Origin of the sequence: Hymenobacter metallilatus (assembly GCF_003944705.1) — a bacterium.
GTDB lineage: Bacteria > Bacteroidota > Bacteroidia > Cytophagales > Hymenobacteraceae > Hymenobacter > Hymenobacter metallilatus.
Map to the genome: position 1 here is coordinate 136042 of NZ_RWIS01000014.1, position 17876 is coordinate 153917.

The 17876-nt window shown below is 63.3% G+C and carries 16 protein-coding genes; 4 read left to right on the forward strand and 12 right to left on the reverse strand.

From position 1 onward, the window contains the following. Positions 1-7: 7 nt before the first annotated feature. The 9 genes from EI290_RS18605 to EI290_RS18645 form a co-directional block, all read right to left on the reverse strand. Entirely contained in the window at positions 8-1888 is a 1881-nt protein-coding gene (locus EI290_RS18605) for a cytochrome c oxidase subunit I (RefSeq protein WP_246008999.1), read from the reverse strand. A 75-nt stretch (positions 1889-1963) separates the two neighbouring features. After that, complete coding sequence (locus EI290_RS18610; protein ID WP_125433168.1) at positions 1964-2728, reverse strand: substrate-binding domain-containing protein; 765 nt, start codon at positions 2726-2728, stop codon at positions 1964-1966. Between the two features lie 13 nt (positions 2729-2741). After that, on the reverse strand, positions 2742-3698 hold the full coding sequence (locus EI290_RS18615) for a molybdate ABC transporter substrate-binding protein (RefSeq protein WP_125433169.1): 957 nt from the start codon (positions 3696-3698) through the stop codon (positions 2742-2744). Positions 3699-3753: 55 nt separating this feature from the next. Continuing rightward, positions 3754-4248, reverse strand: coding sequence for a DsrE family protein (locus tag EI290_RS18620; RefSeq protein ID WP_125433170.1), 495 nt, complete (start codon positions 4246-4248; stop codon positions 3754-3756). Positions 4249-4326: 78 nt separating this feature from the next. After that, a complete protein-coding gene (locus tag EI290_RS18625) occupies positions 4327-5445 on the reverse strand; it encodes a c-type cytochrome (RefSeq protein ID WP_125433171.1) in 1119 nt (372 codons plus the stop codon). Positions 5446-5585: 140 nt separating this feature from the next. Beyond that, positions 5586-6656, reverse strand: a complete 1071-nt coding sequence (locus EI290_RS18630) for a YeiH family protein (RefSeq protein ID WP_215906430.1) — start codon at positions 6654-6656, stop codon at positions 5586-5588. A 225-nt stretch (positions 6657-6881) separates the two neighbouring features. After that, positions 6882-7283: a hypothetical protein gene (locus EI290_RS18635; RefSeq protein WP_125433172.1), complete on the reverse strand. Its 402-nt coding sequence runs from the start codon at positions 7281-7283 to the stop codon at positions 6882-6884. A 126-nt stretch (positions 7284-7409) separates the two neighbouring features. Continuing rightward, positions 7410-8321: a LysR substrate-binding domain-containing protein gene (locus EI290_RS18640; RefSeq protein ID WP_125433173.1), complete on the reverse strand. Its 912-nt coding sequence runs from the start codon at positions 8319-8321 to the stop codon at positions 7410-7412. Between the two features lie 53 nt (positions 8322-8374). After that, positions 8375-11473 (reverse strand): Tn3 family transposase, encoded by a 3099-nt coding sequence (locus tag EI290_RS18645; protein ID WP_125433174.1) that lies wholly within the window; start codon positions 11471-11473, stop codon positions 8375-8377. A 138-nt stretch (positions 11474-11611) separates the two neighbouring features. Between EI290_RS18645 and EI290_RS18650 the strand changes: the two genes are divergently transcribed. Continuing rightward, positions 11612-12250: a recombinase family protein gene (locus EI290_RS18650; protein ID WP_125433185.1), complete on the forward strand. Its 639-nt coding sequence runs from the start codon at positions 11612-11614 to the stop codon at positions 12248-12250. A gap of 184 nt (positions 12251-12434) precedes the next feature. Here the strand turns inward: EI290_RS18650 and EI290_RS18655 are convergent, their stop codons facing one another. Together EI290_RS18655 and EI290_RS18660 are read right to left on the reverse strand one after the other, a co-directional pair. Next, positions 12435-13316: a helix-turn-helix domain-containing protein gene (locus tag EI290_RS18655; protein ID WP_125433175.1), complete on the reverse strand. Its 882-nt coding sequence runs from the start codon at positions 13314-13316 to the stop codon at positions 12435-12437. A 96-nt stretch (positions 13317-13412) separates the two neighbouring features. Further along, complete coding sequence (locus tag EI290_RS18660; protein ID WP_125433176.1) at positions 13413-13706, reverse strand: putative quinol monooxygenase; 294 nt, start codon at positions 13704-13706, stop codon at positions 13413-13415. A 519-nt stretch (positions 13707-14225) separates the two neighbouring features. On the opposite strand from EI290_RS18660, the gene EI290_RS18665 reads away from it, so the two are divergent. The 3 genes from EI290_RS18665 to EI290_RS18675 all read left to right on the forward strand — a co-directional run bounded on the left by EI290_RS18665 (position 14226) and on the right by EI290_RS18675 (position 17159). After that, positions 14226-14633, forward strand: coding sequence for a GlcG/HbpS family heme-binding protein (locus EI290_RS18665; protein WP_089334453.1), 408 nt, complete (start codon positions 14226-14228; stop codon positions 14631-14633). Positions 14634-14726: 93 nt separating this feature from the next. Then, positions 14727-15956 (forward strand): formaldehyde dehydrogenase, glutathione-independent, encoded by a 1230-nt coding sequence (gene fdhA, locus EI290_RS18670; RefSeq protein WP_089334450.1) that lies wholly within the window; start codon positions 14727-14729, stop codon positions 15954-15956. A 291-nt stretch (positions 15957-16247) separates the two neighbouring features. After that, on the forward strand, positions 16248-17159 hold the full coding sequence (locus EI290_RS18675; protein WP_167855343.1) for an AraC family transcriptional regulator: 912 nt from the start codon (positions 16248-16250) through the stop codon (positions 17157-17159). 53 nt (positions 17160-17212) lie between these two features. On the opposite strand, the gene EI290_RS18680 is transcribed toward EI290_RS18675, so the two are convergent. Next, positions 17213-17368, reverse strand: a complete 156-nt coding sequence (locus EI290_RS18680) for a hypothetical protein (protein WP_183405510.1) — start codon at positions 17366-17368, stop codon at positions 17213-17215. Positions 17369-17876 lie beyond the last annotated feature (508 nt).

A 17876-nucleotide genomic window follows, 5' to 3' on the forward strand; every position in this document is an offset into this window, starting at 1 on the left:
GGGGAAATTATTCTCCGCGGGCCTGGCTTGGCAGGGCCTGCTCCTGCGGCAGGTTCGACTCCGGGGTTTGGGAGAAGGGCACGGTTTGGGGGATGAAGTCGGCCGCTGCGCCGGGCTTGCTGTAGTCATAGGGCCAGCGGTACACGGCCGGAATTTCGCCCGGCCAGTTGCCGTGGGGCGTGTCCACGGGCGTGGTCCACTCCAGCGTGGTCGAGTTCCACGGGTTCTGGGTGGCGCGGCGGCCCCGCCACATGCTGTAGAAGAAGTTGAACAGGAACACGAACTGCGCCAGGAATACCACGATGGCCGCCAGCGAAATCAGTCGGTTCAGGTCGGCAAACTGCGAGAACATGTCGAAGCCCGTCCAGGAGTAGTAGCGGCGCGGGAAGCCGGCAATGCCCAGGTAGTGCATGGGCATGAACACCAGGTACACGCCCACGAAGGTGAGCCAGAAATGCAGGTTGCCCAGCTTCTCGTTCAGCATGCGCCCGAACAGCTTCGGGAACCAGTGGTACACGCCCGCAAACATGCCGAAGAAGGCCGCCGAGCCCATCACCAGGTGAAAGTGGGCCACCACGAAGTAGGTGTTGTGCAGCTGGATGTCGAGCGTGGCGTTGCCCAGCACGATGCCCGTGAGGCCGCCGGCCACGAACAAGCTCACGAAGCCGATGCTGAAGAGCATGGCCGTGGTGAAGCGGATGTTGCCCCGCCAGAGCGTGGCCAGCCAGTTAAACGTCTTCACCGCCGAGGGCACGGCGATAATCAGGGTCAGGAACATGAACACCGAGCCCAGGAAGGGGTTCATGCCCGTCACGAACATGTGGTGGCCCCACACCACGAACGAGAGCAGCAGGATGCCCGCCAGCGAGCCAATCATGGCCCGGTAGCCGAAAATGGGCTTGCGGGCGTTGGTGGCCAGGATTTCCGACACGATGCCCATGCCCGGCATAATCACGATGTACACCTCGGGGTGCCCCAGAAACCAGAACAGGTGCTGGTAGAGCACCGGCGAGCCGCCCTGGTTGCTGAGCGCCTGCCCGGCGATGTAGATGTCGGAGAGGAAGAACGAGGTGCCAAACGAGCGGTCGAACACGAGCAGCAGCAGCGCGGCCAGCAGCACCGGAAACGTGAGCACCCCCAGAATGGCCGTCATCAGAAACGCCCAGATGGTGAGCGGCAGCTTGGTCAGGCTCATGCCCCGGGTGCGCAGGTTGAGAATGGTGGTGATGTAGTTCACGCCGCCCAGCAGCGTGCTCACCACGAAGAGCACCATGCTCACGAGCCAGAGCGTCTGGCCCAGGCCCGAGCCGGCAATGGCCTGCGGCAGGGCCGAAAGCGGCGGGTACACCGTCCAGCCGCCGGCCGCCGGGCCGGTTTCCACGAAGAGCGAGGCAAACATGACGGCGCTCGACAGGAAGAAAAACCAGTACGAGAGCATGTTCATGAAGCCCGAGGCCATGTCCCGCGCCCCAATCTGCAGGGGAATGAGCAGGTTGGAAAACGTGCCGCTGAGGCCCGCCGTGAGCACGAAAAACAGCATGATGGTGCCGTGCATCGTCACCAGGGCCAGGTAAAACTCGGGGTTGAGCTTGCCCTCCACAATCCAGTGGCCCAGCACCGGCCGCAGCCACGCCATCGAGCCTTCCGGCCAGCCCAGCTGCAGGCGAAACAGCGTGGAGAGCGTGCCCGCCACCAGCGCCCAGGCCATGCCCGTGAGCAGGTACTGCTTGGCAATGGTCTTGTGGTCCTGGCTAAACACGTAGCGAAACAGCCACGACGGCGTTTCGGGGGCCTCATGGGCCGTCGCAGCATCGGCTGCGACGGGCACGGGAACCGCTAGGGAGCCCGCAGCGGGGTCCGGCAGGGGCATAAGGGGGAAGTCAGCCATGGCGTACGGCGATAAAAGCGTGAAACACAAAGAGACTGGTAACCCGGCCCGCCCGGTGCCCGGCCGTGAGCAGCCCTATTCCCAGCCGTGGCGGCGGAAAATGCCGTGCCCCTCGGTCGACTGCAGAAAGGCCACGAACTGCCGGGCCGTGGCCGCCTGGGTGGTGCGCTGGGTCAGGGCGATGGGCGTGCCCCGGTACACGCGCTGGCCGCGGGGCAGGCGCACCAGGGCCGAGCCAGGCAGGCGCGGCTGCCAGGAGGCGTAGGTAATCCAGGCGTCGTAGTCCTGGGGCTTTTGCTGCCAGAGGTCCACGGCCTCGGCGCTGGTTTTCACCGACGTTTTGGTGTTGTGCTGCAGGTTGGCGATGAGGGCGCTGCTGCGGGCCATGTCCTCGGTCATGCCCATCTGGCCGGCCCCGTTCACGTCGAGCAGGCGCACGCCGGGCCGGGCCAGGTCTTCGAGCCGCTTGATGTGCAGCGGGTTGCCGGCGCGCACCAGCACCGCCGACTCGCGGGCGTAGAGGCTGGTGCGGCTGGCTTCGTCGAGGAAGCCGGGGTGAGCCAGCGCCGTTTGGGTGAGCATGTACTCGGCCCCGCCGTACACCACGTCGGCATCCTGCTGGGCCTGTTCGAACCACTTGGGCTCGGGGCCGGCCGTGACCTCTACCGCCAGGCCGGTTTGCTTGGTGAAGGCGGCAGCGCACTCCTTCATGGCCGTGGCCGGGCCGCCGGGGCCGTACACGTGCAGGGTTTGGGCGGCGGCCGGCGCGGCCGCGAGCAGAGCAGGAGACATGAGCAATAGCGCGAAGCGGCGGAGCAGGGTGAGCAGGGACGTTTTCATGGGTAGCAAGGCGTTACTTAACGGGCGGCAAAAAGCCGTATTTCTGGTACACGGCCTGCCCGGCGGGGCTGTTCAGGAAGGCCACGAAGTCCTCGGCTGCCTTGGCGTGGGGCGCGGCTTTCATCACCCCGGCCACGTAGTTGGCCAGGATGTTTTCCTTGGCCGGGATGGCCACGGTTTCCACCGGGTGGCCCAGCATTTTCTGATAAAAGGCCTCCGTGTACCACACCGGGGCCGCGTCGGACTGGTCATACAGCACCCGCAGGGGCGACTGGCGGTGGTGAATCTGGGTCAGGTAGGTGCTGCCGGCTTTCACTTTGGTGGTCATCACGGCCGTTTTCAGGGCCGCGCCGCCGGCCTTCTCGTACGATTCCTCGATGCGCTTGCCGATGCCTTCCCATTCGGGGTTGGGCATGCTCACCCGCACCTCGGGCCGGCCCAGGTCGCGCAGGCTGGTCACCTTCTTGGGGTTGCCCTGGCGCACCAGGATGGCCAGCCGGTTCTGGGCGTAGCTGGTGGTGCGGGCAAACCACTCCGGCGTCATGTCCATGCGGTTTTTGCCGGCCGCGTACACGTCGGGCTTCAGCTCGATGCGCATATTGCCCAGCACCAGGCTACCCTGCGCAATCTGCTGGGCCAGGATGCCGGGCGGCAGCGTCTCCACGAAAATCCGCACGTACTCGGGGTGGGCCTTGCGAAATTCCTTCAGCAGGTCATCGAGCACCATGAACTGGTTGCCCCCGAAAAACACCACCAGCTGCGGGTCCACCACGTCGCCGTAGAGGTCGGGCGCATTGTCGATGCCCGGCACCGTGAAGGGCACCCCGGCCTGAAACGGCGCATTCCAGGGCGGGTCGAAGCGGTGGGCCGGCTCGGGCGGCGTGGGCTTTTGGGTGGGCATGGTCTGGGCGGAAAGGGCAGCCGGGGCGGCCAGTGCCAGCGCCAGCAGCAGGTGCGGAAGGAGTTTCATGGGGTTGGGGTAAGGAAAGCGGAGAAAAGCACGAAAGCCGCGGGGAGCCCGGCGCTTACGGGTGCACCAGCGACCAGCCCTGGGCCTGGCGGATAATCAGCTCACCGTTGCCGCTGGGCACGTAGGAAATCAGGGGCAGCAGCTCGTCCTTGCTGATTTTCCTTTCCTTCAGCGTGTTTAGGCACTGGGCCAGAATCACGCCTTTCTGCTTGAGGGCCGTGAGCTGGGCTTCGTAGGGCTGGTCCTTGCGGTAGAGCGCGGTGCCCCCGCCGAAGGCAATCAGCTCCACGGTGAGCTTGCCTTTCAGCCGCGTATCCTCCAGCGCGTTGCCGATGTTGCGCAGCGTCTGCTGGATGAGCTTGGGGTCGTCGCTGTCGAGCTGGTAGATGACGTGGTACTGGGCCTGGTCGGCCGTAGCCCCCTGGAAGGTGCCTTTCTGAAAGGCTTCGCGGTCATTCATGGCGGTGGCATTCGTGGTGGCGGTTGTCTGGGCTCGGGCCGAAAGGGTGAGGCCGGCGAGCAGCGCGGCGGTCAGCAGCAGGTGTTTCATGGGAATTGGGGTAAGAGCACCGGCCGAACGGGGTGCGGGTTGCGTGAAAACGAGAGGCGATGATGGACTTGAGCAAGGCTACTCGCCGCCCTTCCTGCCCACTTCCATCGCCGCGTAGGGACCAAACTGGTGTTGGTGCTGCGTGAACTGGTCGGTGTAGGGCGGGTAGGGGCAGTCGGCGGGCTTCTTTTTCAGGTTGGGGTAATCCTTTTCCAGGTGGGCCATGCGCGGCCGGGGCAGCGAGTTGATGTAGGCCGCCACGTCGTAGGCGGCATCATCGGTGAGGATGGTGTGCTCGGCCGTGGCCCCGAAGGGCATGTTGGCCTTGATAAAGCGGGCCGCCGTTTGCAGGCGGTGCATGCCGGCCCCGTCGTTGTAGCTGTCTGGCCCCCACAGCGGCGGGTACTGGTAGCCATCGGCGGCCAGCGTCCCATTCAGGTGGCCCTGGCCATTGGCCCCGTGGCAGCTGGCGCACTGCTGGGCGAAGACGATTTTGCCCTGCCCCAAATTCGCCTCGCGGTTGGGCATGGTCATTTTCACAAAGCCCTGGCCCTTCACCTTCTCCCCCACCGGCACCTGGCGGCCCAGCCATTTCATGTACGTCACCATGGCCTTCATTTCCTTCCCATCCAGCGGCAGGGGCCGGCCGTTGAGGCTGCGCGTCATGCAGCCGTTGATGCGGTCCTCCAGGGTGCTGATGGCATCCTCGCGCCCTTTGTAGGTGGGGTAAATGCCCCAGATGCCCACGTAGGGGGCCGAAAACGCCTTCTGGCCGGCCTGCAGGTGGCAGTTCTGACAGGCCAGGTTGCTGCCGGCCAGCCGCAGGGCCGGGTTGGCCACCTGCGGGCCGAGGTAGTGGGCGGTGTGGGCAATCAGCTCGTAGCCGTAGCGGATGAGCTGGCCCTCCGGGTCGGGCTTCACGCTATCCAGCAGAAAGCGGGCGGGCAGGAAGAAATCGGTTTTGCCCGCTTCGGCCCCGCTGGCGACGGCCGGTTCGCCCGCGGCGGCGGCCGTCGTCGTGGCTGGGGCATCAGCCAGCAGGTCGGGTGTTTTGGGGTTGAAGATGACGACGTAGGCCGTCACGGCTACCACCAGCACCATCAGGGCAATCACCCAGGTCAGCAGGCCGGCGATTTTGATGAAGGCCTGCTTGTCTTCCGGCTGCAGGCGAGGCGAGGGGTCGGGAGTGGTTTCCATGAGGCCAGGGAGAGAGGTGAAACAGGCGGCAAAGGCCAGCCAGCGCGCAAAACATATTGTTTTACGGAATGCAGACAGTCAATGAGTTAAATCGGACAAAGCAGGCGCTACCATTCGGCCGCTCTGCCCCGGTTAGGCAGCTATACCGTGTGTAGAATCACGTAGAGCGAGCCGGTCGAAATCACCACCCAGAGCAGGATGCCCAGCACGTAGGGCTTAATGCCCACCGAGCGCACCACCTTGGCCGACAGGCCCGCGCCGATAAAGAACAGCGTCACCGTGAGGCCGATTTTGGCCAGGTTCACCATCACCGGCCCCAGCGGCTTGGCGGCGGGCACGAAGGTATTGACGAGCATGGCGGCGATGAAGCCGAAGATGAAGTAGGGAATGGTGATTTTGACGCCTTTCTGCTTGAAAATCATGGCCGTGCCGATGGCCACCGGGATAATCCACAGGGCCCGGGCCAGCTTCACGGTGGTGGCCACTTCCAGGGCCTGGTTGCCGTAGGCCGCCGCCGCGCCCACCACCGAGCTGGTGTCGTGGATGGCAATGGCGCACCAGAGCCCGAATTGGTTCTGCGTCATGGCCAGCGCGTGGCCGATGGGCGGGAAGGCAAACAGGGCCACGGCATTGAGCACGAACACCGTGCCTAGGGCCACCGACATTTCTTCGTCCTTGGCCCGCAGCACCGGCCCGATGGCCGCGATGGCCGAGCCCCCGCAAATGGCGGTGCCGCACGAAATCAGGTGCACCACGTGCTTGCCCAGCCCCAGCCAGCGGCCCACCACCAGGCCCAGCAGCAGCGTGCCGAAGATGGAGACGACCGTGAAAATGATGCCCTCCTTGCCGGCCTGCACCGCCGCGTGGGCGTTCATCCCAAAGCCCAGCCCGATAACCGAGAACTGCAGCAGCTTGGCCGTGGCCTTTTTGGTTTGGGTCGTGAAGGGGTTGCCGATGGTCTGGGCCAGCACCAAGCCCAGGGCCAGGGCAATGGGTGGCGAGGCCCAGGGCGTAAGGCAGAACACGAAGAACAGCACGAACACCACCTGCTTCAGCGTAAAGTCCTGCCCGAACAGCACGCGGGGCGTGTGCAGGTGGCGGAAGACGCCCGTGGTTTCGTTGAATTCGGGAGCGGCCGGCTCCTGCGCCGGAGCGGGAGCAAGCGGCGAATCGGGGGCTTGCGGAGTAGCGGGATGAACCGGGAGTGCCATGAGCGGGAGGGGGTTGTTTCTGAGGCAAATATACGGCGACCCCTACGCAAAGGATTATCCAATAGTGTTATCCCGCATAACCAAAAGTTATTTGTGCCCTCAGCAGCCCATCGGCCGCGTACTGACTTTAGGAGCCAGCATAGCCATCCCACCGGCTAAAACGCCAACGGCCGGCCCGTAGCGCACGAGCCGGCCGGTGGCCATCAGTAGCGGGCGGTATTGGGCTTACAAGCCGGTTTGCTCGTCGTTCAAATCATAGACGTCGCCGCCGGCCATGCGCGGGTCATCAAGCGCATAGGCGGCTTTCTGCTCGCCGGGCGTGCCGTCTTCGGCCGCCTGCACCGCCTCCGTCGCTTGGTTCTGCTCCACGTGCCCGCGCTGCTGGCTGGGGTCGGCAATGGCTTCGGGCATGCAGTAGTGCTCGGTAGCAGCGGCGTGCTGGCCCCGAAACTCGCTGAACTCGTCGGGGTTATCGTTCGAGCCGTCGTTGGTCGGGGCCTGGTAGTGGCGGGGCGCGTGGGGGTCGGCCGGGTGGCCAAAGTCGCCGTAGTGCGGGGTGCCGTCGTGGGCGGCCTGCTCGTCGGCGGGCTGCTCATTGGTGGGGGTGGGCTGCGGGGTGTTTTCCATGAGGGTAAGCAAGTAGGATGAAGAGATGCGAACCACCCGGTCCGCGCTACGCTGCAATGGTACGTGAGCGGCTGCTAAAGTGGTATTACCAGCGGATACCGAATGGTTATCCGGCATCACCAACCTTTATTTAGCTCCCTTGAATTGCCCCTGCACGAAGCTCAGAAACCGCTGGGCCGGCCGGGCCAGCACCTGTCCCTGCACCCAGAGCGCCTCGAACTGCCGGGCCAGGTGCAGCCCTTCGATGGGCACGATTTCGAGCAGCCCGGCTGCCACCTCGCGGTCCAGGGCCCGGCGCGAGACGAAGCCCAGGGCCGCCGGTGCCGCTTCGAGGTAGCGCTTGATGGCTTCCGTATTGTCCAGGTAAAGGGCTACGGGAAGGCTGCTCAGCTTGATGTGCTGGGCCCGCAGGGCAAATTCGAGGATTTCCAGCGTGCCCGAGCCCCGCTCGCGCAACACCAGCGGGTGCGCCAGGGCTTCGGCCAGGGACAGTGGTGCGGCGGGCGGGCCGCCGGGCGTGGCGCGGCGCACCGCCACCAGCTCGTCGGGCAGCAACAGCTCGTAGTGCAGGTCGTGGCTTTTGGTGCGGCCTTCGACAAAGCCCAGGTCCAGCTCGCCGCGCAGCAGGGCGTCGGCAATGCGCTCGGAATTGGCGTTCAGGAACGAGAGCTGCACCTGCGGGTAGCGGGCCTGGAAGGCGGGCAGCAGCCCCGGCAGCACGTACTGGGCCAGGGTGGTGCTGGCCCCCAGGCGCAGGCGGCCGGCGGCCTCTTCGGGGTCGCGCAGGGCCAGGAGCTGGTCTTCGAGCTGCTGCTGGGCGGCGGCGGCGGCCTCGGCATGGGCGTGGAGCAGGCGGCCGGCCTCGGTGAGGCTCACGCGGTTGCCGCGCCGCTCCAGCAGGCGCTGGCCGTACTGGGCTTCCAGCTCGCGGATGTGCTTGGTGACGGCCGGCTGGCTCACAAACAGCTCCTGACCGGCCTTCGTGAAGCTCAGGTGCCGGGCCACGGCGGCAAATACGCGCAGACGAAAATCGGACATGGGCGCAAAGTAGGGTGTTGTTAAACAAATAGGGGAAAACCTCCGACTCGGCGCTACGCCGGTTTGCTCGGTGGCTGCCAGGTGCTGATCAAGTCCATGTCGAACGGGGCGTCGGCCGGCAGGGGCTGGTCGGAGAAGTCGTACTCGCCGTGCAGGTTCAGGTGGCGGTAGGAGAGCACCGCCGAGGGCGAGAGCGTGGCCAGTGCGGCGGCCTGCTGGTCGGGCGGTAGCCCGGCCAGGTGCTGGGAGAGGTGCAGGTAGTTCCAGCAGATGATGGCGTTCATCAGCAGGCGCTTGCAGGTGTCGGCCACCAACTGCTCGGAGCGGGTGGCGGCGTGAAACTCTTGGTTGCGCCCGTGCCAGACGGCGTGGGCGAGTCGATGAGCGCTTTCGCCCTTGTTGAGCTGTTTCTGGATGCGCTGGCGAAGCTCCACCTGGTCGACGTAGCGCAGCAGGAACTCGGTTTTGACCAGCCGGCCCAGCTCTTTCAGGGCCCGGTAGAGCGGGTGCTGGCGGGCGTAGGAGTTGAGCCGGCCGAAGAGGCGCGAGGCCTCGCTGTGGCGCAGCTTCAGGGTGACGACCAGGCGTAGCACCTCATCCCAGTGCCGGGCGATGCGCTCGGGGTCCAGGCGCGCGTCGGGCAGCAGCGTCTGGCCGAGCTGGCGGTGGGTGGACACGGGTTCCCAGCTGTAGAGCTGCTGGTTGGTGAGCTGGCGAATGCGCGGCTCGTAGGCAATGCCCAGCAGGCGGGTCACGGCGAAGATGACTTCGGTGTAGCCGTGCGTGTCGGTGCTGTGCACGTCGGTGGGGCGCTGGGCGTGGCGCAGCAGTCCCTCCAGCAAATGCGTGGCCTCGCGGTCGGCGGCGCTGAACACGGTCGAGTCGAAGACCAGCAACGTCTCGTCCACGTAGGAGTAGGCCGTCAGGCCGCGCCGGTTGCCGAAGTACTTGAACGAGGCGCTGCCGGCCAGCGAATCCACGGCCAGGTCGACCTTCTGCCCGTCACTGCTGCTGTGCAACACGTTGGGCGAGAAGCGGAACGCCTCGCGCAGGCGCAGCTGTCGGGTGAAGTCCAGAATCAGTTCGTTGGCCTGGCGCAGGTTGTCGAGCGTGAAGTGGGTGCTGGCCAGCCGTTGCAAGGCGGCTTCGTCCACCTGCGGGGCAACCTGGGCCAGGCGGCGTAATCCCAGGTTACAGCCGAGCCCTACCAGCGCGGCCAGCAGTTGCGACAGCGGCGGCGGGGTGCGGGCGTGTTTGCTGGGCAGCGAGCTGAAGGCTGTGTCGAAGCCCGTGAGCCGTGCCACGCTGGTGAGCACTTCGCGCAGGGGCACCACCCGGTGGCGGGGAAACAAGTGCGCCGGCAGGCGCGGCTGCTCGGCCGGCAGCCGGGGCGTGGTCAGCCGGTAGCGCCCGGTCGGGGTGCGGTGCGCGTGCGGGTTGGCTGCCTCGGCCAAGTGGGCATTCGTGGCGGCGAACTGCGCCCGCAGCTGCTCCTGCAGCGTCGCCTGGACCGTGGCAAAGTCGCGCCAGGCCCCCAGGCCGGCCTGTTCCAGCAGCGCCTCGCGCTGCCTGGCCCACTGCGCGGCCGGCAGCAGGTAGTGCTCGAAGGCGCGGTACTGGTAGCAGCAGGTGAAGTTGAGCTGGCCGGACTTGACCGCGGCGGCCATCTCCACCAGCAATAGGGCTTTGTAGAGGGACGTACGCAACCGGCCCTGGTCGTCGAGCACGTGGGCGCGCTGGGCCAGGGAAAGAAAGGCCATCGGCACGTGGGCGCCTAGTGCCCCGTCGTGCTGCTGGTAGTGGCGCACGGCCCGCCCCAGCTCAGCGTGGGTGGTGGCTTCGTCCACGACCAGCTCCCGCACCAGCGTCCCGAGCTTGGTCTGCAGGCGCAGCGAGGCGGCGGCCAGCGCTTCGTAGAACAGGGCCTCGCCGGCCTGCTGCTCGGTGGCCGCGCGCAACTGCTCCAGCTGCTGGTGGTCTTCGCGGAGCTGCGTGGCCGTAACCTGGTGGCGCTGCAGCAGCGCGTCGATGCGCGCCAGCTTCTGCTCGGCCGGCACGTCGGGGGCGTCGACCAGGGCACGAATCTGGGTCAGGGCTTGCAGGTGCCGGTAGCCGCGGCCGGTGACCTGGCTGGTCAGCTGCTGGGTGGCCGTGCGCTGCTGGTAGAGCGTTTCCTTCACCTGCTCGCGGCATTGGTTCACCACACTGGTTACGGTCTGCAGCAGCGTGTCGACCAGCGCATCGCCCAGTTCGTAGTACTGGTGCACCATGAAGCTGAGCAGGTAGAGGTAGCGCCGCTCGTCACGGCGGTAGAGCTGCGCGGCCTGGGCCCGCAGCACGTACTCGGCGTAGTAGGTGATGGCCTGGTCCGACAGGCGCAGGCGCTGCCAGAGCGGCTGCAGCTGCGCGAAGAGCTGGCGCAGGGCGGCAAAATGCGTGACCCGTTCGCGGAGTTCGCCTGCGCGCAGCCCCTGGCGGATGCGTTTGAGGAAGGTAAGCGGGTAGCGCCGGTCGGCCGCCGTCTCACGCGGGTCCTCCGCGTCGGCGTCGTCGGCGGCCAGCAGCCGGTCCAGCAAGCGCTGCTCACCGGGCCGCAGGTGCTGCTGCACGCGGCGCAGCAGCCGTTTCTCGAAGGCCAGCAGCGCCCGCGTGATCAGGTTGGCCAGGGCGAAGTAGGTGGGCAGCTCCAGGCGGTGCTCGTGCAGGAACAGCACCAGGTAATCAAAGACCGCCGCCGGCTTCAGGTGCTGGCTGCTCAGGCGGAGCGCTTCCTGGTAGAGCCGTTCCGCGGCGGCCGCGTCGAAGCGCCCGATACCCAGTTGGTCGCAGATGAGCTGCTGGTGGGCGTAGTAGCGGGCGTCGGCGTAGCGGGCGGGCGCGAACTCGGCCGGGGCCACGCCCAACTGCCGCGCCACGAAGGCCACATCGGCCGCGTGGTAGCGCGTGGCCACGTAGAAGCGCTGGCTGATCTGGAAGTAGCCCAGTTGCAGCATGAACCCGACGCGGTTGGCCGGGGTCAGCATCCGGGCCAGGTGCGGCTCGGCCCACGCGGGGACGGCAAAGACCCGCGCCTGCTCGGCCGCCGGCACCACGGGCGGCTGCTCGTAGAGCTCACGCTCCTTGCCCAGGTGAATCCGCAGGTGCGTGGCCATAGTGGGGGCGAAAACCGATGGGCTTAACGACCGTTATTTCTACCCACCAATGATAGCGTTAACGTCCATGTAAAGGTATCGAAAACCGGTACCTTTACGAAGCGCATTTACCTTATCGCTACCCTGCCCGTTTTGCCCATGCTAGTTGGCTACGTCCGCGTCTCCACGAGCGCCCAATCGGCCGAGAGCCAGAAGAGCCTCATCGCCCGCTATCTGGTCGAGCACCGCTGGACCCTCGACGAGTGGATTGAAGTAGAAATGTCTTCCCGCCGCACCGCCGGGCAGCGCCGCCTGCCCGAGCTGCTGGCCAAGGTTGCTGCCGGCGATACGGTCATCGTCTCCGAGCTCTCCCGGCTGGGCCGCTCGCTGCGCGAAGTGCTGGGCCTGATTGAGGAGCTGATTCACCAGAAGCGGTGCCGGCTGATCCTGGTCAAGCAGGGCCTGGACCTGGACCCGCAGAATCACCGCGACATGACCCACAAAATCCTGCTCACCATTTTCGCCATGCTGGCCGAGCTGGAGCGGGACTTCGTGTCCGAGCGCACGAAGGAAGGCTTGCGGGCGCGGCGCGAGCAGGGCATCGTGCTGGGCAAGCCCAAGGGTGTGGTGCAGCCCTCCATGTACGACGCCGACCGCGAGCGGATTCTGCACCTGCATGCGCTGGGCGTACCGCTCACCACCATCGTGGACGTGCACCTGAAGTACGGCAAGTACCTCTCCCTGAAAAACTACCTGGCCAAACTGCAGCGGCAACCGAGCCGAAATGCCGCCCCCTAACCGGACGACTCGGAGGTTTTACCCTATTTGTTCAAAAACACCTAAATTACCTATATAATTATAATTTTTTTATCTACTATGCGCCGTATGGGCACTCTTTGGGAGCCAGCAGCCTACAGAAGGAAGCCCGCGGTCTGGTTGGGAAAAACGATTTCTCCAGCCAACCGCTGGCAGCTCAACAGCGCTAGCTTTCTTCTGCTTTTGCGAACCCAACTGATTCACGAAAAAACTGCGGCGATACGGCCGTATTTTTCTTGAAGAAGCGGCTGAAATAGTGTTCATCCCCGAAGCCCAGCGCGAAGGCGATAGCCTTGACGGATTGACTGGTTAGGTACAGTTCGCGTTTGGCCTCCATAATGATTCGCTCCGTGATGAGTTGGCTGAGCGTCTTCTGATAATGGGACTTGACTAGGCGCGTTAGGCTTCGGGCGGGAACTCGTAACAGGTCGGCATACTCCCCGGCCGTGTGCAGGTGGCGGTAGTGCGTATTAATGGCCTCTTGCAGTTGCTGCAGCAGCCAGGGCTCCCGGCCAGACGGGTTCTGCTCGGTGCCTAAGGCGGGCTGTGCGGTGCGGATACGGATAGCTTTCAGCAAAAAGAGCTTCAGATATAATACGATGGACTCTTGTTGTGCCACCTCCGGGCGCCGTACTTCCGCTTGCATCAGCGCTGCCAGGGCGGCAAATTCACGCACCGCCTCTGCTGTAACCGGGAAAAAGGGCGGCTCAAAAATGGTGTTGAACAAGATGCCATTGCTAGCTACCTCCTGCTGATGCCGGTAGATGCAGAAAAAGTCGGCATGAAAATCTAGGACCAGGCCCGCTACAGCGGTGCTGGCTTGGATAGTGTAGGGTTGGTACGGGCCAAAACAACACAGCGTACTGCCAGCAAACAGGTAGGTGGCAAAGTTGGCGCGTAGCTCGCCGCTACCCTGCGTAAGCAGAACGAGGGAGTAATAATTATTGCGTTGCAAGTAATTAAACGGGGTATCGTCGCTAAAGGAGTAGCTTCGAAACGCTAATTCACCCGTGTGCGGATGCGTTAGCAGGAGACAGTCAATCGCCATCGCGTGAGGAGAATACTAGCTAGCCAACTGGACTGCCTGCCCACCGGCCCCTAAAGCGACCCATGCCTGGGCATAGGTCGCTTTAGGGGCTGGCAATTATTTGGCAGCCAAGATAGCTACTTGTTCAATGACGGGTGGCACGGCCAGCAGGTCGGCCGCCTGGGCCATCAACGCAGCGGCAATAGGACCGTTAAGATGCGCCTGCCGGCCCGCTTCATCCGGAAAGGTATCAAAGATACCGAAGGTGGCCGGACCCAGCTGAATGGCATACCAGGTTATGGTAGCCGGCTCTTGCTGAGCCAGGGGCAGACCGCCCGTCAAAAAATCGAGTACTGCCTGCTCTTTACCGGGCTTCGCTTCGAGCCGGACCAGCAATCCTACATTCTTCATGGAAGTGGGGGTTGGGTGAATTGACATAACAAAGGTGCTGCCTCTCCGAAAGGATTAACATGGACGAACGCAACTAGTGGCTGGACAAAAAGACCATATCCTCAGGATTCTCTACTAGCGAGAGAACATGACAAAGGTCCCTCGGCGGCCTACCCCCGTGCATTATCATAGGGGAAGAAGTGCGGGCGGTGAGGCCTGAAAACAAGGTGTTGCCCCAGGGGCTAGCGCTTTATAGCCAGCCAAATGAAATGAGGAGGCCGCCCCTAAACAACTCGGCGAGGTGCCTGCGAATGCCGGGCCAGGGTACGCCACGGCTGCCGCCGCACCCGTCGGCCTCAGCGCCCGGTAACAACCAGCCCCAGACTAGGCGGAGGGGACTAGCACTATCCTCGCAAAGTACTGCATAATCCTAGCAATCTTATGATTTGGCGCAACCGTCCAGTAGGGAGCCTGGTTCATACGGCAGCCTGCTACCCCGGCTGGCCTTGCTACATTCCCACCTTATTCCCCTCCACACCCATGGGTATTTCCCTCGAACAGGCGCAGGCTGCCGTGCAGGCAGCCTACCAAAAATCGCTCGAAATAGGCGTCAAGATGAACATTGCCATCGTCGATGCCGGCGCCAACCTCGTGGCGTTTGCCCGCATGGACGACGCCTGGCTCGGCTCACTCGACATTTCGATTAAGAAGGCTAAGACGGCCCGCTTCTTCGATATGCCCACCGGTGACCTTGGCCAGGCCAGCCAGCCCGGCGGCCCGCTCTTCAATATTGAGGTCTCGAACGGCGGCCTCATCACCTTCCCCGGTGGCCTGCCCATCAAGGACGGCAGCGGCAAAATCATCGGCGCCATTGGCGTCTCGGGCGACACGGTCGAGAACGACCATACCGTAGCCGAAGCGGGCTCAAACGCCGTGGCCGGCCAGTAAGGCAGCGTTCTCCATGTTCAGGAAAAAGCGGCGGGCCTGGCTGGCTGGGCCCGCCGCTTTTTCCTTTTATTCTCTAAAACCACCCAACTCAATATGGCTAGCAACAGAGGCGTTGTTTACCTGGGCCCCGGCAAAGTCGAGGTGCAAAGCATTGATTTTCCTGAGCTGAAAAACCCCAAGGGCAAGAAGATAGTCCACGGCGTGATTCTGAAGGTCGTATCCACCAACATCTGCGGCTCCGACCAGCACATGGTGCGCGGGCGGACCACGGCCCCCGCCGGCCTGGTGCTGGGTCACGAAATCACGGGCGAAGTCATTGAGGTAGGGGCCGACGTGGAATTCCTCCAGGTGGGCGACCTCGTATCGGTACCCTTCAACGTGGCTTGCGGCCGTTGCCGCACCTGCAAAGAGCAGCAAACCGGTATCTGCCTGACCGTGAACGAGGGCCGCGCTGGTGGTGCCTACGGCTACGTGGACATGGGCGGCTGGGTAGGCGGCCAGGCCGAATACGTCATGGTGCCTTACGCCGATTTCAACCTGCTCAAGTTTCCCAATAAGGACCAGGCGATGGAAAAAATCCGCGACCTGACCATGCTAAGCGACATTTTTCCCACCGGCTTCCACGGCGCCGTAAAGGCGGGCGTGGGCCCTGGCCGCACGGTGTACGTGGCCGGCGCGGGCCCGGTGGGCCTGGCTGCCGCCGCGTCGGCGCAGCTGCTAGGGGCCGCAGTGGTGATAGTAGGCGACATGAACAAAGCGCGCCTAGCGCACGCCCGCTCGTTTGGCTGCGAAACGGTAGACCTGAACGAAGACGCCAGTCTGGCCGAGCAAATCACCCAGATTTTGGGCGTGCCCGAAATCGACTGCTCTATCGACTGCGTGGGCTTTGAGGCCAGCGGCCACGGCGCGCAGGCCAAGGTAGAGGTGCCGGCTGCCGTGCTCAACTCGCTCATGGAAATCACCCGCGCGGGCGGTGCCATCGGCATCCCCGGCCTGTACGTCACTGACGACCCCGGCGCCAAGGAAGCCGCTGCCAAAACCGGCAACCTGAGCATTCGCTTCGGCCTAGGCTGGGCCAAGAGCCACTCCTTCCACACTGGCCAAACGCCCGTGATGAGCTATAACCGCCAGCTCATGCAGGCCATTCTCTACGATAAAATCCAGATTGCCAAGGCCGTGAATGTGGAAATTATCAGCCTTGACGACGCGCCGAAAGGCTACGCGGAATTTGATAAAGGCGTGGCGCGCAAGTTTGTGATTAACCCCCACAACCTGATTCCGAGCACCAAACCAAAAGTCAAAACCGAAACGGCCGCTGCCTAGGTAGCTCACCTGCTCAGCTCTCAGCCGGACTGTCTCTAGGGGTGGTCCGGCTGTTTTGGTAAGGCAAAGGACGTTTTTTGGCTGGCGCGGATGGGGGAGGCGTTTGCCAATGGCCGCCCCCGGCCGGCCCAAAAAGCAGGGGCTTGCACAAGGCGCGCAATCGGTGGCAGTCTCCTCGCCAAGAACATTTTTGGCCTGCCGACAGGTTATTAGGGCGCCCGCCGTTGCGTAAGCTTCGCATTGGTCGCTGCCATCCGCCTTCTTTTCCACCTGCTTTTCGCCCCTGGTCCCTTGCTGCCTTCCATCCCGCTCACTGCCCCCCACGAGTTCACCACGCTCATCGACCACCGCCGGGTGCAGACGCTGGAGAAGTACGAGCTGAGCATCCTCGAAACGCTGGCCCCCGGTGACCAGGTAGCGCAGTCGTACAGCGACCTGGTGCTGACCAACATGCTGCGCGGCAAAAAAGTAATGCACCTGCGCGACCAGCAGGCCTTTGCCTACCTGCCCGGCCATACCATGGTCGTGCCCCCAAACCTAAAAATGCTGATTGACTTCCCCGAGGCCTCTGACGAAACGCCAACTCAGTGCGTAGCCCTGGCCATCGACCGGCTGCAAGTCATCGACACGGTCAATTACCTCAACGCGTTTTACCCGCGCACCGACGGCGAGCCGTGGCACCTCAGCCTCAGCCAGCACGCTTTTTATAACAACGAAGAGATTACAGCCCTCATCATCAAGCTAGTACGCATTGGCTTCGATGGTTCCCAGAACAAGGACATGCTGGCTGACTTTGCGGTGAAGGAGCTGCTGCTGCGCCTCATGCAGCTGCAGCGCCTGCACCTGACCGAGCACAACACGGCCGTGCTGGCCTCCTCCAACCGCTTTGCCCACACCCTGCAGTACATCAAGGAGAACCTGGCCCAGAAAATCAGTGTCGAGGAGCTGAGCACGCAGGCCTGCATGAGCCAAGCCAATTTCTTCCGCGCCTTCAAGCAGGAGTTCGGCCTCTCGCCCATCGACTACATCATCAAGGCCCGGATGCGGCTGGCCAAGCGCTGCCTGCAAAACCCTGCCATCAGCATTACCGAGATTTGCTTCAAGGCAGGCTTTAGCAACCTGGCCTACTTCACCCGCATGTTTCGACGGTTGGAGCACATGACGCCCACTGAATACCGGGCAATTAGCCAGGGCCACGCGTAAGGGCAGCCGAGCAGGCGGCGCTGCCAGGGCGAAGCTCAGCCGCTTGGCAATGCTTATAGCTGCCGCCCCACACGGCTCAGCCATTCGGGCGTGCTACCCAGGTAAGAGGCAATAAAATGCTGCGGCACTTGCTGCGCGATACCGAGGTACTTGCGCAAAAAGTGCTGGTAAGGCTGGAAATTCGCAAAGCACTCATCGGTAAGCGGCATGTGAGCCTGCAAGTGTGCCCGCAGAAAGTGATAATCAGCCGGAGAATCCAGGCGCTGGAGGTAGTGAAAGCCATGAGTTTGCCACACTATAAGCCATGCACCACAGAACTACCGCCGTGTCAATGAAGGTGCAAAAAGCTAAAGCTTGGGCGTTGCAAACGAGTCGGAGTAGGTATGGTATTTTAAGATATTATATAGTCATAAATAATTATTAAAAATCGAACTCAAACAGTCAATGAGATTCTGTATTAACTCACCCCAAATAGGTTGCAATGAGTAAACAACGTCGCTACTTTGACCAGTAAAGACCTGATAAGATTCAGTTATCAGGTCCTAATCAAAACAGGGCCAAGGCTCTGTATTCATTACTTATCGCATTGGTTAAGTAGCCATACAGAAGTAAGCGTATAGTGCGCAATTGGTAGCTTGCGGCATGCGACGACCTGCCACCGAGTTGAGTTCGGAAGAAGTGACGTGTTTGGAAGCGTGCAGTCAGCACGGACCGCAC

What these genes read in the sequence shown, in the direction of transcription:
- EI290_RS18625 (WP_125433171.1), bottom strand. Translation starts at nt 5,445, where the DNA reads ATGGAAACCACTCCCGACCCCTCGCCTCGCCTGCAGCCGGAAGACAAG.
- EI290_RS18620 (WP_125433170.1), bottom strand. Translation starts at nt 4,248, where the DNA reads ATGAAACACCTGCTGCTGACCGCCGCGCTGCTCGCCGGCCTCACCCTT.
- EI290_RS18610 (WP_125433168.1), bottom strand. Translation starts at nt 2,728, where the DNA reads ATGAAAACGTCCCTGCTCACCCTGCTCCGCCGCTTCGCGCTATTGCTC.
- EI290_RS18645 (WP_125433174.1), bottom strand. Translation starts at nt 11,473, where the DNA reads ATGGCCACGCACCTGCGGATTCACCTGGGCAAGGAGCGTGAGCTCTAC.
- EI290_RS18635 (WP_125433172.1), bottom strand. Translation starts at nt 7,283, where the DNA reads ATGGAAAACACCCCGCAGCCCACCCCCACCAATGAGCAGCCCGCCGAC.
- EI290_RS18630 (WP_215906430.1), bottom strand. Translation starts at nt 6,656, where the DNA reads ATGGCACTCCCGGTTCATCCCGCTACTCCGCAAGCCCCCGATTCGCCG.
- EI290_RS18605 (WP_246008999.1), bottom strand. Translation starts at nt 1,888, where the DNA reads ATGGCTGACTTCCCCCTTATGCCCCTGCCGGACCCCGCTGCGGGCTCC.
- EI290_RS18655 (WP_125433175.1), bottom strand. Translation starts at nt 13,316, where the DNA reads ATGGCGATTGACTGTCTCCTGCTAACGCATCCGCACACGGGTGAATTA.
- EI290_RS18640 (WP_125433173.1), bottom strand. Translation starts at nt 8,321, where the DNA reads ATGTCCGATTTTCGTCTGCGCGTATTTGCCGCCGTGGCCCGGCACCTG.
- EI290_RS18660 (WP_125433176.1), bottom strand. Translation starts at nt 13,706, where the DNA reads ATGAAGAATGTAGGATTGCTGGTCCGGCTCGAAGCGAAGCCCGGTAAA.
- EI290_RS18615 (WP_125433169.1), bottom strand. Translation starts at nt 3,698, where the DNA reads ATGAAACTCCTTCCGCACCTGCTGCTGGCGCTGGCACTGGCCGCCCCG.
- EI290_RS18665 (WP_089334453.1), top strand. Translation starts at nt 14,226, where the DNA reads ATGGGTATTTCCCTCGAACAGGCGCAGGCTGCCGTGCAGGCAGCCTAC.
- fdhA (WP_089334450.1), top strand. Translation starts at nt 14,727, where the DNA reads ATGGCTAGCAACAGAGGCGTTGTTTACCTGGGCCCCGGCAAAGTCGAG.
- EI290_RS18680 (WP_183405510.1), bottom strand. Translation starts at nt 17,368, where the DNA reads ATGCCGCTTACCGATGAGTGCTTTGCGAATTTCCAGCCTTACCAGCAC.
- EI290_RS18650 (WP_125433185.1), top strand. Translation starts at nt 11,612, where the DNA reads ATGCTAGTTGGCTACGTCCGCGTCTCCACGAGCGCCCAATCGGCCGAG.